We start from the raw sequence: 15127 nt of genomic DNA on the forward strand, positions 1-15127 counted from the left end.
AAAGGGCCTGTGTTTGTTGTCCGCTTTCTTTTTTCAGAGGGTTAAATTATAATGAGTGTTTATGGAATCCTTGCCCGGAAAGTAAAGAAAGGAAGTTTTATTCATCATGAAACCAATGCAATTGAAACGGAATTATATTTTAACGGGCTTGCTGCTGTCCACGTTTTTAGCGGCGATCGAAGGGACTGTCATCGGTCCGGCAGGCCCGCGGATCGTTGGCGATCTGGGCGGCGCCCGGCTGCTGAGCTGGGTGTTTACCGCCTATTTGCTGACCATGTCCGTCACTACGCCGATTTTTGGGAAAATCAGCGATTTGTACGGCCGCAAACCGGTGTTTGTGATCAGTTCCCTGCTGTTCTTGGCGGGTTCGGTCCTGTCCGGCACGGCGCACAGCATGGGACAGCTGATCGGGTTCCGCGCCTTGCAGGGGATCGGAGCCGGCGGCCTGCTGCCGGTGACGTTTACGATTATCGGCGACATTTATTCCATCGAGGAACGCTCCAAGATTCAGGGCTGGATCAGCTCGGTTTGGGGCATTTCTTCTTTGATCGGGCCGCTGCTGGGCGGATATGTCGTGGATTCATTGAATTGGCGTTGGGCATTCTATTTTAATGTACCGTTTGGCCTGCTGTCGCTCTATTTCATCATCGTCTATCTGCATGAACAGATTGAAAAACGGAAGGTGAAGGTGGACTATTTGGGAGCGGTCACCTTTACGATTGGCGTTTCCGCTTTGCTGATTGGGCTGGCGACGGGCGGACAACAGTTTGATTGGGTTTCGCCTTGGCTGATCGGGATTTTTGCTGTGGCGGCCTGCTTCCTGGTGCTGTTCTTCGTCGTTGAGCAACGGGCCGAGGAACCGCTGGTGCCGCTGAAGCTGTTCCGTATCCGGGATATCGCCTTCTCCAATATCACCAGTCTGTTGGCAAGCGCCCTGCTCATCGGGTTAACCTCGTATCTGCCGCTCTGGGTTCAAGGAGTGCAGGGGCAAAATGCGACGACCTCCGGTCTCGTACTCGCCCCCATGTCCATCGGTTGGATGCTTGGCTCGGTGTTGGGCGGCCGTTGGATCATTACCCGCGGCTCCCGTAACACTTCGCTGATCGGAATGGTGATCATCGCCCTCGGTGCGTTAGGATTGGCTACGATCCAAGGCGGAACACCGATCTGGCCGCTGTTGATTTATAACGCGCTGTACGGGATCGGGTTTGGTTTTTCGTTTACCGTATTTACGATCATCTCCCAATCCTCCGTTGGTTATAACCTGCGCGGCGCCTCTACGGCGCTAAATTCCTTCGTCAAATCGATTGGGCAGACGATTGGGGTCACCGCCTTTGGTACCTTGATTAATCTGCAGATTGTTGCCCAGACGAAGAATGGCACGGCGGCAGGGATCCCGATCTCTCAGGATGATATCGATCAGCTGCTGTCTCCGGAAAAAGTCCACTTGCTCGCCCCCAAGCTATGGAGTGAGCTAAAGGATGTACTGGCACAAAGCCTGCATACGCTGTTTATCGTGATGGCTGTGCTTGGCATCGTTGGCATCCTATGCGCTTTCGGGCTGCGTAACCAGGCACCGGAGCAGGAGGAGGACGTCGAGGCGGGCGAGCCCTCTATAGATAGAGCTTAACTTCATATGGGGTTACAGCGGGCGGTCCCTTCATGGGACGGCCCGTTTTGCTTTTTGGCGGACCTTGGGTAGCCGCGGTCTACAGTCTCTTTTGCATCAAACGGTATAAAAAAGCCTGCCTCTCCGCACCTTAACAGGAAAGGGGAGGTGTAACTATGAACAAGGTCATGAACGTTGACCAACACACGCTCGTCAACGCTTGGCAGAAGCAGCTGCCGGAATACTTGAACCCGGGAGACTCCGTACAGGTGCAAGCTGATGGGGCGGACCCCCAGGGGCTGCGGATTCATATCAATGCGGCGGGACATCAGCTTTATTCCTTCGATTTTCAATGCTCTTATATGGACCCGCGCGAGGTTCGTGTCGAGCTGGTAGATGTGGAGCGGGATGGGCAGGCCATTGCGGAGAACAGCCAGGAAATTCAGGAGTTAACCGGAGACTATGTCCGTCATATTCATGAATGCGCGCAAGCTTTGGCGCCGCTGACGAACCCTTAACAACGAGAAAGCGAGGACCTATGCGATGGCACGAAGCAAATCGGGAATCGATAAAAATTTGACGAATGTCGTAGAGGATCTGGACCGGACCCCGGTCAACGCACACCAAGCCCAGCAGATGCAGCAAAAGGTGAATGACCGCCGGCACCGCGACATTAACAACCGCGACCACAACAAGGATATGGATCCGACCCATTAGGGTTTGGAGCATTCCATAAAAAATCACCTTATCGGGCTCATGGTCCTGAGATAAGGTGATTTCATCACTCTATTCTATGTAAGGGAATTCTCACGGATTTCCCGAAGTAGGCTGTGTCCAGGTTCATCATGCCGATGAGCCATGGAAACAGCCTATTTGTTTTATTTCCGCAGCAACGGGGCAAGCTTCTCGGCTTCACGGCCCATTTTCTTCAGCAATTCGATCATGACCTTCTTCTCCTCATCCGTCAGCCCGCTCAGCGCGTGGTCAATCCGCTCCGCATACTCCGGATACAGCCGGTCCATCAGCTCTTTGCCTTTAGGTGTCAGATTGGCATAAATTACACGACGGTCGCGCGGGCAAGGCGTTCGGTGCAGCAAGCCGGCCGCTTCCAGCTTATCGATCACATACGTCACGTTCCCGCTTTGCAGCAGCAGCTTCGCGCCGATTTGTTGAATCGGCTGAGAGCCTTTGTAATACAGGACCTCCAGAACGGCAAAGGCCGTAGGATTAAATCCTTGGATTTTGCTCCCCATGACCGCATGCTCGTTGACGCTCTTAAATGATTTGGCAAAAACCCGGTACAAATGCAGTGACAAATCCGTTCCGCGTTGTTCGGTGGTCATCATGTGCATCCCGCCCTTATTTTATATTTGTGAATCTTTGAACTTGATCGAGTACTTGTAATCTTAAACCACCTTAGATTTAAAAAAAATATAATTTATCACAATTTGCGTCTTTTTTGTATGGAAATAAATGTAATTCCCTCTGCCTTAGGACCACAAAAATTTCATTCTGCGGCGCAGGGACGGAATCGGCCCCGAGACGGATGGAATCCCCCTTCCGTTTCATTAAGATAACTTCATAAATCAAAGCGGAGTAGGGGATGTCGAAGATGAGAAGATTGGGGAAAGGTTTGGCCAGCCGGGAAACTTCCGGCCTCTTGCGAAATCGTGCTTATTTAGCGCTGTTATCGGCGCAGTTGGTATCCAACATTGGCGACTGGTTGTATTTGCTCGCCTTGCTGACGATGGTTGGCTTGAAATGGCACGCCACACCTTGGGAAATTACAATGGTCTCGCTTTGTATGGTGTTGCCGGTATTGTTGGGCGGACCGTTGGCGGGCATGCTTGCGGATCGATTTGAACGCAAAAAGTTGATGGTCTTCTCCGACCTTGTGCGGTTTGGGGTGCTGCTCGGCTTCGTGTTCGTAACTGCGATCTGGCAGGTGTACGTCCTGTTGATCTTCAAGGGAATCTTGGACGTCATCTTCTTCCCGGCGAAGAACGGGAAAATTAAAGAGATTGTGCCGCATGAGCAGTTGGAACAGGCCGTTTCCTACAGTGCGATCATTGAACAGGGCACCAAAATTATCGGTCCGGCTCTGGGCGGGATGCTGACGGCGGCATTTAGCGTAACCGTATGTTTTGTGGTGGATGCGGGAACCTTTCTCGTTTCGGCGCTCTTGCTAACCAAGGTGCCGGGCAAGTTGCGGAGCGTTGCAGCATTGTCGAAACCGGTGGAAGGGGAAGCCGGGGAATCAGCGGCATCCGGGAAACAGAAGCGGGGGTTTTGGGCAGAAATGGCGGCCGGCATCAAAATCATCGGCGGAATTCCGCTGCTTGCCATTGCCACATTGATCCTGTGCGCGTGTTTGCTCGTTCTGCAGATCGCCGATTCGCAAGCCGTGGTTTTGTTCCGGGAGATCCCTGGGGTGCCCGATGACTTGCTGGGGTGGTGCATTACGTTTAGCGGGGTAGGCACCTTAACTGCGGCGTGGCTCACGCAGCGCCTCAAGATCACTCCGCTGTATAAAATGGGGATCGGCGGAGCCATGCTGGGGTTGGTGTTCGCGGCAGCAGGCTTTATCGTGAGCCGGGTCACGTTTACCGACGGAGTCATGGCGTTGATGCTGGCATTGTTCGCATTCGCCGGATTAGGCGCGGGGATGACGTTTATCCCGTTCCAGGTCACGCTGCAGCAGCGGACCCCGGAAGCGGTGACCGGGCGCGTTTTTGGAACGGTATCGAGCTTGACCTCGACCGCAACGCTGATCGGACCGTTGTTTGGCGGCTCGCTGGTGACCGCCTTTGGGCCGGAACCCGCCTTCATTGTATCGGGCAGCCTGATGGCCGTCATCGGCTTCCTGCTCTTGTCGATTGCCCCGGCCATTATGAAGCGGGACCGCGCCGCAGCTGTACCGGCAGTGGAGACTGTGGGAGCTGTGGAGGCGTAATGGAACGGAAGTGAATATTCATCAGGCGGGATACGAGTCAGGGATGGCCGCCATCAAACAAATTTCGCTCGAAGTGAAGCCCGGTGTTCTTACCGGGCTGATCGGGCTTAACGGAGCGGGGAAGAGCACCACGCTGAAGGCGATCCTTGGCCTGCTGCCGTTTGCGGACGCCGAGGTGACACTTCATGGCGGGGCGAACCATTATGCTTATATTCCGGAGCAGCCGGTATTTTACGATACGCTGACGTTATGGGAGCATTTGGGGCTGGCCGCCCGCAGCAAAACATCTATGACAACGATGGCGTCTAAGGCATCCACGGGCGTATTGCTCGCCAGATGGCTTGGCGGCTTCTCCCGTGAAATGGGCTTATCCTTCAGACGATGGAGATCGTAGGCGAGGGTAGCCCCCCTTTAAATCATAGGATAGGTCGTAAAGCGCTTTACTAGATCCGCGAAAAACAACCTGGTATTGTAATTCTGACGCCGGGTTGTTTTATTTTTTGTTTGTCCGCGCTCGTCTCAAAAACCGCCGTTTCGACCGAGAAATCGAGAATTCCCGATTTTTCTAAACCTTTGTCGAGATCTACCCAAGCCCCAAAAAATGATTGCGCTCACTTCAAATTTATAGTAAAAGTTAATTAAGCGCTTTACTTAATTTAAATATAGAAGTTTACGAGAAATTGAAAGCGTTGTATTTTTAAGCGATTAATGAAAAGTGGGAGGGCAAAATGCGGACGATCCGGCTTACAATGGCACAAGCGTTGTTAAGGTTTCTGGACAATCAATACGTATCCGTCGACGGTGTCGAGACGAAGTTCGTGGCTGGGGTCATGGGCATCTTTGGCCATGGCAATGTAACGGGCATCGGGGAGGCGCTGGAACGAAGCCCAGGCAAGCTAGTATACGTGCAAGGCAAGAACGAGCAAGGCATGGCCCATGCGGCGATCGCGTTTGCGAAGCAATCGCGGCGCCGGCGCATCTACGCGTGCACGACCTCGATAGGTCCTGGCGCGCTGAACATGGTGACCGCAGCCGGGACGGCAACGGTCAATCGTATCCCGCTGCTGCTATTGCCCGGCGACAACTTCGCCTCACGGCAGCCTGATCCGGTGCTGCAGCAACTGGAAGCCGGCCACGACTACACGATCGCGGCGACGGATTGCTTCAAGCCGGTAAGCAAGTATTGGGATCGCATCGTTCGTCCGGAGCAGTTGATGACCGCAGCGCTGAACGCGATGCGCGTGCTGACGGACCCGGCAGAGACGGGGGCGGTGACGCTTGCGCTTCCGCAGGATGTTCAGGCAGAGGCTTATGATTACCCGGAGGCGTTTTTTGACAAGCGGGTGCATGTCATTGAGCGGCATCGTCCGTCTGAGGAGGCGCTCCGTCGGGCGGCGGAAGCCATCTCAGCCAAGCGCCGTCCGATCATCGTTGCAGGCGGCGGCGTGCGTTATTCCGGGGCGGAGGCTGAGCTGGCGGCATTCGCCGAGCGCTTTGGCATTCCGGTGGCGGAGACGCAGGCGGGCAAAGGCGTCCTGCCTTGGAACCATCCGCTTAACGTCGGCGGCATTGGAGTCACCGGCGGCCTCGCGGCGAATCGGCTCGCCCATCAGGCCGATCTCGTCATCGGCGTCGGTACGCGGTATTCCGACTTTACGACCGCATCCAAGTCGGCGTACCGGGAAGACGCGCTGTTTGTGAATGTGAACGTCAGCCGGCTGGACGGCGTCAAGCTGGACGGGATCCCGCTTGCAGGAGATGCGAAGGCAACGCTGCCAGCGCTTGCGGAAATATTGGCGGCGGCGGGGTATGCGTCAGCTTACGGCGAAACGGAGATCGAAGCGCTCAAGGCCGAGTGGGATCGGGAGGTCGACCGGTTATATGGGCTGGAACGCGAAGACGGGCTTGCGCAGACACGTGCGCTTGGGGTGATCAATAAGACGATCGGCGACGAAGCGGTTATCGTATGCGCGGCGGGCAGTCTGCCCGGCGACCTGCAGCGGCTGTGGCGGACGTCCCGGCCGGATACCTACCATATGGAATACGGCTTCTCCTGTATGGGCTATGAAGTGAGCGGCGCCTTTGGGGTCTCGCTGGCGGCGCCGCAGCGGGACGTATACGCCTTGGTCGGGGATGGCAGCTATTTGATGCTTCACTCCGAGCTGCTCACCAGCTTGCAGGAAGGGCGGAAAATCACGGTCCTGCTGTTTAATAACCACGGCTTCCAATGTATTCACAACTTGCAGCGCGAGCATGGAAGCGACGGATTTGGCAACGAATTCCGTTATCGGGAGGGCGGCACAGGCCGCTACACGGGCGAGGTGCTTCCCATCGACTTCGCCGCGCACGCCCGCAGTCTTGGTGCAGCTTCGTATAAGGCAGCGAACACGGAGGAGCTGCGCGAGGCGCTTCGCCTGGCCCAGGCAGAGACGCGGACGACGCTGATCGAGATCGCGGTGCTGCCGGGCACCAACACGGAGGGCTACGAGTCCTGGTGGAACGTCGGCGTCCCCGCCGTCTCGACGGGCGAGCGGGTTGTGAAGGCCCACGAAGCCATGAACGAGCGCATTCGGCAGGCAAGAGCTTATTAATCGAAACCGGCAACGGGGAGGGATGAGGATGAGAGGTTTTTCTTTTCGCTTAGGGGCGCATCCGATTAATTGGGTGGGGGAAGACGTCAAGGAGCATGGAGCGGACACGACGTACGAACAAATCCTGGATGATATCCAAGCGCTGGGCCTGACGGGAACGGAGATGGGGAGAAAATATCCAACCGAGATCGGCGTGCTGAAGCAGGAGTTGTCCAAACGCGGCATCCAACTGGTCTCGCAATGGAAGTCGGTGCTCTTCTCTGATCCGGCTTATCGGGAGCAGGAACTGGAGGCATACCGGAAGCATGTAAAGTTTCTGAAAGAGATGGGGGCTGAGGTGATAAGCACGTGCGAAGTTGGCGGTTCACTGCACTTTGATCCGCGACGAACGCCAAACGAGCGGAACGTTATTCCTTTGGACGATGCGGGATGGAGCAGCTTGGCTGAAGGTCTTAACGCTGCCGGCCGCATCGCCCGCGAGTACGGGCTGAAGCTGACCTACCACCACCATGGCGGCACGGTCATCGAAGGGCCCGATGAGATCGACAAGCTGATGGAACTGACCGATCCGGAATCGGTGTGGCTGCTGTTTGATACCGGGCACGCGCTGTACGGCGGGGCGGACCCGCTGACAGTGCTCCGCAAGCATTACGACCGCATCGCCTACGTTCATCTGAAGGACGTGCGCGACGACAGGCTGCGTAAGCTGAAGGAAGCCGGCTCCGACTTCATCACCTGCATTCGTGAAGGCGTATTCACGGTTCCGGGCGACGGCTGCATCGATTTTGGGCCGATCATCGCTGAGCTGGTCAGCCGCGGTTACAGCGGTTGGGCCATGCTTGAGGGCGAGCAGGATCCGGCGGAGCATCCGCCGCGGGAATATGCAGCGAAGGCGCTTGCCTATCTGCACTCGCTGATTCCGGCTGAAGGAGGGGACCCTTCATGACAACGTTGGTTTCGCTGTTCCCGGAGAACCGGAGGTTTGACCTCACGGCGCTTGGACGGCTATGTATTGACCTTAACGCGAACGAAATTAACCGCCCGATGGAGCAGACGGTGACGTTCACCAAGTATGTTGGGGGTTCGCCCGCGAATATCGCCATCGGCATGAGCCGGCTCGGCCGGCGCGTCGCCTTCATCGGTAAATTGGCCGACGATCAGATGGGCCGATTTATTCGAACGTACCTGCGCGATAACGGCATCGACGACAGCGGCGTCTCGACGGACCACACCGGCGCGGTCACCGGGCTTGCGTTCACGGAAATCAAGAGCCCTACGGATTGCAGCATCCTGATGTATCGGGATAATGTGGCCGATCTGAAGCTTGGCCCGCTGGAGGTGAATGAATCGCTGATTGCGGAGAGCAGAGCGCTCTTGATCTCGGGTACAGCACTGGCCGCAAGTCCGTCTCGGGAGGCGGTATTCGTCGCCCTGGAGTATGCCCGGGCTCACGGGACTCCGGTCGCTTTTGATATCGACTATCGGCCTTACACCTGGAAATCGCCGGAGGAAACGGCGGTGTACTGCCACCTTGTCGCGGAGAAAAGCGACATCATCCTCGGGACGCGCGAGGAATTCGACAGCATGGAGCGATTCGAGCAGAATTCCGACCGCAGTGACCGGTACACCGCTGCCAAGTGGTTCGATCGCGGTGCGAAGCTCGTCGTCATCAAGCATGGCAAGGAGGGGTCCATCGCCTATACGGAGGATGGCCTGGAGCATCGCGCTCCGTCGTATCCAGCAAAGGTCATCAAGACGTTTGGGGCCGGCGATGCCTATGCTTCCGGCTTCCTTCACGGACTAATGTCCGGGTGGGATGTCGCCCGGAGCATGGCTTTTGGCGGGGCGGCAGCAAGTATTGTGATTTCGAGTCACAGCTGTTCGGACGCGATGCCCACTGCCAAAGCGGTGGAGGACTATATTCAGTGCTGCGAGCGCGGGGAAATTACAGCCGGTTAACTTGAGAGGCAAGTGGGCCGGCCTATAGAAACGGGGAGAACATGCGCTATGAACTCAACGACGCTAAACAACTGGATCGGCGGACAATGGGTTAAGTCCGCATCCGAACTAACGGAGGATGTCTACAACCCGGCAACAGGCGAAGTATTGGCGAAGGTGCCGTTGTCTACGCAGGCTGAGGTGGATCAGGCGGTTTCGGCTGCGGCCGAAGCTTTTACCGCATGGAGCCGGACACCGGTTCCGCGCCGTGCACGGGTGTTGTTTAAGTACCAGCAGCTGCTTGTGGAGCATTGGGATGAATTAGCCCGCCTGATTACGCAAGAGAACGGCAAAAGCTTTAACGAGGCGCACGGCGAGGTGCTGCGCGGCATCGAATGCGTCGAATTCGCCGCAGGTGTACCTTCGCTGATGATGGGGAAGCAGCTGCCGGATATTGCCTCGAACCTGGAATCCGGCATGTACCGCTACCCGCTCGGAGTTGTCGGTGGCATCACGCCGTTTAATTTTCCGATGATGGTGCCTTGCTGGATGTTCCCGCTGGCGATTGCGTGCGGCAATACGTTTGTGCTCAAGCCGTCCGAGCGGACGCCGCTGCTGGCGAACCGGCTGGCTGAACTGTTCCATGAGGCTGGCCTGCCGCCTGGCGTGCTGAACGTCGTACACGGTGCGCATGATGTTGTAAACGGCTTGCTGCAGCATCCCGGCGTCAAGGCGATCTCGTTTGTTGGCTCACAACCGGTGGCGGAATACGTGTACAAGACCGGTGCGGCCAACGGCAAACGCGTTCAGGCATTGGCTGGGGCCAAAAACTATACGATCGTAATGCCGGACGCGGATCTTGACCTTGCCGTCAAGGAGATTATCAGCGCGGCGTTTGGCTCTGCTGGCGAGCGCTGCATGGCTTGCGCCGTTGTCGTTGCCGTTGGCGACATCGCGGACGAACTTGTCGCCAGACTGTCTGAAGCTGCGGACAGGATCAAGATCGGCAACGGTCTCGACGAAGGCGTGCTCCTTGGCCCGGTTATCCGGCAGTCGCACAAGGAACGGACGATTCGCTACATCGAAAGCGGCATTACCGAAGGCGCCGTGCTCGTTCGGGATGGCCGCGAAGATGCGGCGGCAAGCGGCGAAGGCTTTTTCCTCGGGCCAACGATCTTTGATCAGGTGAATGGCGAGATGGCGATCGGCAGAGATGAGATTTTTGCGCCGGTGTTGTCGGTCATGCGGGCGAAGACGTTGGAGGAAGCGATCGAACTCGCCAACCGCTCGGAATTCGCGAACGGGGCTTGTCTGTTCACGAGCAGCGGCGCCAACGTTCGGACCTTCCGGGAGACCATTGACGCTGGGATGCTGGGCATTAATTTGGGCGTGCCTGCACCAATGGCGTTCTTCCCGTTCTCCGGTTACAAGAAGTCGTTCTACGGCGACTTGCATGCGAACGGCACAGACGGGGTCGAATTTTATACGCGCAAAAAAATGGTGACCGCTCGCTGGTTGTAACCAAGCTGAAGTTAAGTGGGAGGAACGACATGGATAAATTAAGAATCGGCGTCATCGGCGCCGGGAGAATCGGCAAAATTCACGTGGGTAATCTCAAAAGACTGCCGCAAGCAGAGGTCATCGCGATCAGCGACTTGTATGCGGACGCCGAATTGGAGAAGTGGGCACGGGAGAGGGAGATTCCGCTCGTCACGAACGACAGCGACGCGATGATTCATCATCCCGACATCGATGCGGTATTCATCTGCTCGTCCACAGACAGCCATGTTCCGCTCATCAAGAGCGCTGCGAGAAACGGTAAGCATATTTTTTGTGAAAAGCCAATCAGCATGGATATCCGTCAGACGGAGGAGGCGCTGGAGGAGGTGCGCCGTGCCGGCGTGAAGCTGCAGGTGGGCTTCAACCGCCGGTTCGATCACAATTTCCGCCGCGTCCGCGAGCATGTCGAGTCAGGGGCAATCGGTGACGTACATCTTATTAAAATTACATCCCGCGATCCGAGTCCACCTCCGGAAGCCTACATCGCGGTATCCGGCGGCATCTTCATGGACATGATGATCCATGACTTCGACATGGCGCGCTATTTGTCCGGCAGCGAGGTGGTGGAAGTGTCCGCGCACGGCGGGGTGCTGATCGATCCCGCTTTTGCGAAATACGACGATGTGGATACGGCGATCGTGACGCTGCGCTTTGCTAACGGCGCGTTGGGCGTGATCGATTGCAGCCGTCAAGCGGCGTACGGTTATGACCAGCGTGCGGAAGCGTTTGGCTCGCTTGGCGCGGCATACGCCGACAACGACTACGCCAACACGGTGGAGCTTAGCACGTCGTCAGGCGTGCAGAGCGATAAGCCGTTATACTTCTTCCTCGAGCGCTATAACGAGGCGTACATCCTGGAGACGCAGCAATTTATTGACTGCGTGTTAAGCGGCACACCGGTTCCGGTTGACGGTGAGGACGGCTTGCAGGCGGAGCGGATCGCTCGGGCAGCGAAGCTGTCGCTTCAGGAACGGCGGATCGTCAAGCTGTCAGAGCTGGATGTGGCCGGATCGATCCATGCTGAACGCGAAGGGAGATGAGAAAATGCCAAATCTAATCGTTCGTCCTGACAAGGGAGCGTCGGACGAGCTCCCGCTGCTGTCGGTGACGCCGGAATCCGCCGGTTGGAGCTATGTCGGCTTTGACGTGTACCGGCTGAAGCCTGGGGAGAAAATCGAACGGAGTACAGAGGATCGGGAATACTGCCTGGTGATTTTGGAAGGGAAGGCCCACGTATCAACGGCAGAGACCCGGTGGGAGGCGGTTGGCGAGCGGATGAGCGTATTTGAACGCATTCCCCCGTATGCGGTCTATGTGCCGGGCGGCAATCGGTACGAAATTGAAGCGGTGACCGAGTTGGAGCTGGCGGTCTGCCATGCGCCGGATCGGAATGGCGGCCATCCGGCTCGCCTGATCGGGCCAGAGGATATGGACAGCGAAGTCCGGGGAGAAGGGGTGACGCAGCGATATATTCACCATATTTTGCCGGAACAGAAGCCTGCGGACAGCTTGCTCGTTGTCGAGGTGTTTACGCCTCCGGGGCATTGGTCCAGCTATCCCCCGCACAAGCATGATCAGGATGCCCTGCCCGATGAAGCGTTTCTGGAGGAGACGTATTATTACCGGGTGAACCCGCCGCAAGGTTTTGCCGTTCAGCGCGTGTATACGGACGACGGCTCGCTTGATTCAACGCTGGCGATAAAGGATGGGGAGACGGTGCTCGTGCCAAAGGGCTATCATCCGGTGTCTGCGCCTCCGGGTTACGACGTCTATTATCTCAACGTCATGGCCGGTCCCGTCCGCACCTGGAAGATCCGCAACGACCCGGACCACGCATGGACGCTCGAACCGGCAGGCATGCGCAAGACTCAACCCGATTGAACATTTGCAAAGGCAAATGAATCATCGGATAATAGCACAATAGAGAGCGGTAACGCTCGGACTACTATCCGATAATGAATGAGGTTGTTTATGAAAGGGACTACGATTTACGACGTTGCCAAGGAAGCGGGCGTGTCGATTGCGACCGTCTCCAACGTCATTAACGGCAAAGGCAACGTGGGCAAGAAGAAGCGGGAAGAAATCTTTAAGGTGATGGACCGACTTCAATACAAGCCAAGCGTCATCGCATCCGCTTTGATGGGGAAGAAGACGTATACGCTGGGACTGCTGATTCCCGATGTGTCGAACCCGTTCTTCTCCGAAATCGCCCGGGCTGTGGAAGATATGGCCCATGAGGAAGGGTACAGCGTCATTGTATGCAGCACGGATAATAACGACGAACGCATCGAGAAATACATCAAGCTTCTGGAACAAAAAAGCGTGGATGGCCTGCTGATCGGCACCGGCGTTGAAAATGCCAACATTATTGCGCAACTGTCCGAAAATTCCGTTCCGATCGTGATGATCGCCCGGGAGACGCCGGATATCACTGTGCATCGTGTATTGACGGACGACTTTAAAGGCGGTTCGCTGGCGGCGGGTCATCTTCTACAGCTCGGGCACGAGAACGTTGCGATCTTGTTGGAGAACGCCAAGTTCAGCAGCAGTAAGGAGCGCGTGAGAGGGTTCCGATTTGCGCTGTTCGAGGCCGGCAAGACGCTGGACGACGAGCGGATTGTTGCCTGCCAATCCACGATCAAGGACGGCAAGCGGGCGGCGACGATGCTGCTTCGCGGGCCCAATCCGCCGACAGCCATCTTCTGCTGCAACGATATGCTGGCGATCGGCGCGTTGCAGGCGGCTAGGGAATGCGGCGTCCGCGTCCCGGAGCAGCTGTCGATCATCGGCTTCGACAACACGATTTTGTCAACAGTCACGAACCCGACGCTGACCACGATTGCCCAGCCAACGGACGAAATGGCGAAGCTGGCCTTTGGCTTGCTTCTCTCTTCGCCGGACGAAGGGAGCGACGACATCAAACAACGAATCGTTATGGAACCCAAGCTGATCGTCCGGGAATCCACGGGACCTGTACAACACGAAGCTGCAGGCCGTTGAGGCCGGCTCGCCGCATCGAACTGGCAGAAAGATTAGATGAACAACTGTCTAAATGATGGCAAACGGGACGCAGGCGGGATAAACCCCGCAGCGTCCCTTTTTCGTTGTTCCGGTCGGTTAACGCCCAATACTCAGCGCTGCGTTGCGGCCGGCGGTATACCCCGTGGCGAAAGCAGCAGTAATGTTGTATCCGCCGGTATAGCCGTGTACGTCCAGAATTTCGCCGCAGAAATAAAGTCCTGGCATCAGCTTCGATTGCATTGTTTTAGGATCGATTTCCTTTATATTCACGCCGCCGCCCGTTACAAAAGCTTCTTCAATCGATAACGTACCGTAGACCCGAATCGGGAAACGCTTAACCAACTGGGCGAATTGCAGCCACTTTTGCTTCGGAATGTGAGCGTAAGTCAGGTGAGGATCTAATTCGGCTTTTTGCAGCAGGATTGGGATGATTTTCTCAGGCAAATACGCTCTTAATACGTTTTTAATTGATTTTTTGGGATCTTGTTCAGCAAGCTTCAGCGTTTCGTTGTAGACTTCATCCTTGCTTTTATCGGGAGTAAAGTCAACGGAAACTTCAATATTCCCCGTGCCGAACTGCTTTAGAGCTTTGACAACGAACTGACTGCACCGTAAAGCAATTGGTCCTGAAATCCCGAAGTGCGTAAACAGCATGTCGCCATGATGCTCGATCAGCTTCTTCCCCTTAGGATTCCATACGGAAAGGGATACGTTTCTTAAGGACAGCCCTTGCAGCTCCTTGCTTTGAATAAAAGGTTCATTCGAAGTGAGCGGAACTTCTGTCGGGAACAGTTCGGTGATCGTGTGGCCGGCTTTCTCTGCCCAGGCATATCCGTCACCGGTCGACCCGGTTTGCGGGACGGATTTCCCTCCAACAGCGACAATCACCGCATGGCTCTCCAGCACTTCTCCGGTTTTCAGCTTGACGCCGACGGTTCGACCATTGTCGTAAAGAACTTCCGCTACGGGGCTATTTACCCGGATTTGAACACCTTGGGAGCGTACTTTGTTGATCAGCGCATCTACCACGGTCTTGGCTTTATCGGAGACAGGGAACATCCTCCCGTTGTCTTCTTCTTTGAGCCTAATCCCGAGTCCTTCAAAGAAAGCGATAATATCCTTATTGCCGAACGTGGTTAAAGCGCTGTAGAGGAAACGGCCGTTTCCGGGGATAAACTGGATGAGCTCGTCCAGCTCCTTGGCATTGGTGACATTACATCTTCCGCCGCCGGAGATGCCCAATTTACGTCCTAACTTGTCTCCCTTGTCCAATAAAAGAACTTTAGAACCCTGCTCACTTGCCGCAATGGCGGCCATCAGCCCGGAGGGGCCGCCGCCGATGACGATGACATCTGCTTTTTTCATGTAATATCCTCTCTATTTGTACTATTCTTACTATTTTATAAACCATGAATTATTGTAAAACTTTGTCGGCTATGATTTAATCGAAACTAG

General features: G+C 55.9%; 14 protein-coding genes. 12 read left to right on the forward strand and 2 right to left on the reverse strand.

What is annotated here, in order from left to right; translation table 11 throughout:
- Positions 1-106 precede the first annotated feature (106 nt).
- From NSQ80_RS03245 to NSQ80_RS03255, 3 genes are all read left to right on the forward strand, one after another.
- Positions 107-1630, forward strand: a complete 1524-nt coding sequence (locus NSQ80_RS03245; RefSeq protein WP_260071807.1) for an MDR family MFS transporter — start codon at positions 107-109, stop codon at positions 1628-1630.
- A gap of 155 nt (positions 1631-1785) precedes the next feature.
- Positions 1786-2127 (forward strand): hypothetical protein, encoded by a 342-nt coding sequence (locus NSQ80_RS03250; RefSeq protein WP_009224084.1) that lies wholly within the window; start codon positions 1786-1788, stop codon positions 2125-2127.
- A 25-nt stretch (positions 2128-2152) separates the two neighbouring features.
- Positions 2153-2326, forward strand: a complete 174-nt coding sequence (locus NSQ80_RS03255) for a hypothetical protein (protein ID WP_260071806.1) — start codon at positions 2153-2155, stop codon at positions 2324-2326.
- Between the two features lie 161 nt (positions 2327-2487).
- Here NSQ80_RS03255 and NSQ80_RS03260 read toward each other — a convergent pair whose 3' ends face one another.
- Entirely contained in the window at positions 2488-2955 is a 468-nt protein-coding gene (locus tag NSQ80_RS03260) for a MarR family transcriptional regulator (RefSeq protein ID WP_009224086.1), read from the reverse strand.
- 266 nt (positions 2956-3221) lie between these two features.
- Between NSQ80_RS03260 and NSQ80_RS03265 the strand changes: the two genes are divergently transcribed.
- The 9 genes from NSQ80_RS03265 to NSQ80_RS03305 all read left to right on the forward strand — a co-directional run bounded on the left by NSQ80_RS03265 (position 3222) and on the right by NSQ80_RS03305 (position 13651).
- Positions 3222-4562 (forward strand): MFS transporter, encoded by a 1341-nt coding sequence (locus NSQ80_RS03265; protein WP_339301321.1) that lies wholly within the window; start codon positions 3222-3224, stop codon positions 4560-4562.
- 10 nt (positions 4563-4572) lie between these two features.
- Positions 4573-4956, forward strand: coding sequence for an ATP-binding cassette domain-containing protein (locus NSQ80_RS03270; RefSeq protein ID WP_339301322.1), 384 nt, complete (start codon positions 4573-4575; stop codon positions 4954-4956).
- A 334-nt stretch (positions 4957-5290) separates the two neighbouring features.
- Positions 5291-7153, forward strand: a complete 1863-nt coding sequence (iolD, locus tag NSQ80_RS03275) for a 3D-(3,5/4)-trihydroxycyclohexane-1,2-dione acylhydrolase (decyclizing) (RefSeq protein ID WP_009224089.1) — start codon at positions 5291-5293, stop codon at positions 7151-7153.
- A gap of 28 nt (positions 7154-7181) precedes the next feature.
- Complete coding sequence (gene iolE / locus NSQ80_RS03280; RefSeq protein ID WP_339301324.1) at positions 7182-8099, forward strand: myo-inosose-2 dehydratase; 918 nt, start codon at positions 7182-7184, stop codon at positions 8097-8099.
- Positions 8096-9112, forward strand: coding sequence for a 5-dehydro-2-deoxygluconokinase (iolC, locus tag NSQ80_RS03285; protein WP_339301326.1), 1017 nt, complete (start codon positions 8096-8098; stop codon positions 9110-9112). The genes iolE and iolC overlap by 4 nt, the downstream gene beginning before the upstream one ends.
- Positions 9113-9160: 48 nt before the next feature.
- Complete coding sequence (locus tag NSQ80_RS03290) at positions 9161-10612, forward strand: CoA-acylating methylmalonate-semialdehyde dehydrogenase (protein WP_260071801.1); 1452 nt, start codon at positions 9161-9163, stop codon at positions 10610-10612.
- Between the two features lie 29 nt (positions 10613-10641).
- Positions 10642-11691, forward strand: a complete 1050-nt coding sequence (gene iolG / locus NSQ80_RS03295) for an inositol 2-dehydrogenase (protein ID WP_009224093.1) — start codon at positions 10642-10644, stop codon at positions 11689-11691.
- A gap of 4 nt (positions 11692-11695) precedes the next feature.
- Positions 11696-12532 (forward strand): 5-deoxy-glucuronate isomerase, encoded by an 837-nt coding sequence (gene iolB / locus NSQ80_RS03300; RefSeq protein WP_339301329.1) that lies wholly within the window; start codon positions 11696-11698, stop codon positions 12530-12532.
- A gap of 90 nt (positions 12533-12622) precedes the next feature.
- Positions 12623-13651 carry a LacI family DNA-binding transcriptional regulator gene (locus tag NSQ80_RS03305; protein ID WP_339301331.1) on the forward strand — a complete coding sequence of 343 codons (1029 nt, stop codon included), beginning with the start codon at positions 12623-12625 and terminating at the stop codon, positions 13649-13651.
- A gap of 117 nt (positions 13652-13768) precedes the next feature.
- Here NSQ80_RS03305 and NSQ80_RS03310 read toward each other — a convergent pair whose 3' ends face one another.
- Entirely contained in the window at positions 13769-15037 is a 1269-nt protein-coding gene (locus NSQ80_RS03310) for an NAD(P)/FAD-dependent oxidoreductase (protein ID WP_009224096.1), read from the reverse strand.
- Positions 15038-15127: the final 90 nt, after the last annotated feature.

This window comes from Paenibacillus sp. FSL K6-2441 (assembly GCF_037964765.1).
In the GTDB taxonomy this organism is placed as follows: domain Bacteria; phylum Bacillota; class Bacilli; order Paenibacillales; family Paenibacillaceae; genus Fontibacillus; species Fontibacillus phoenicis.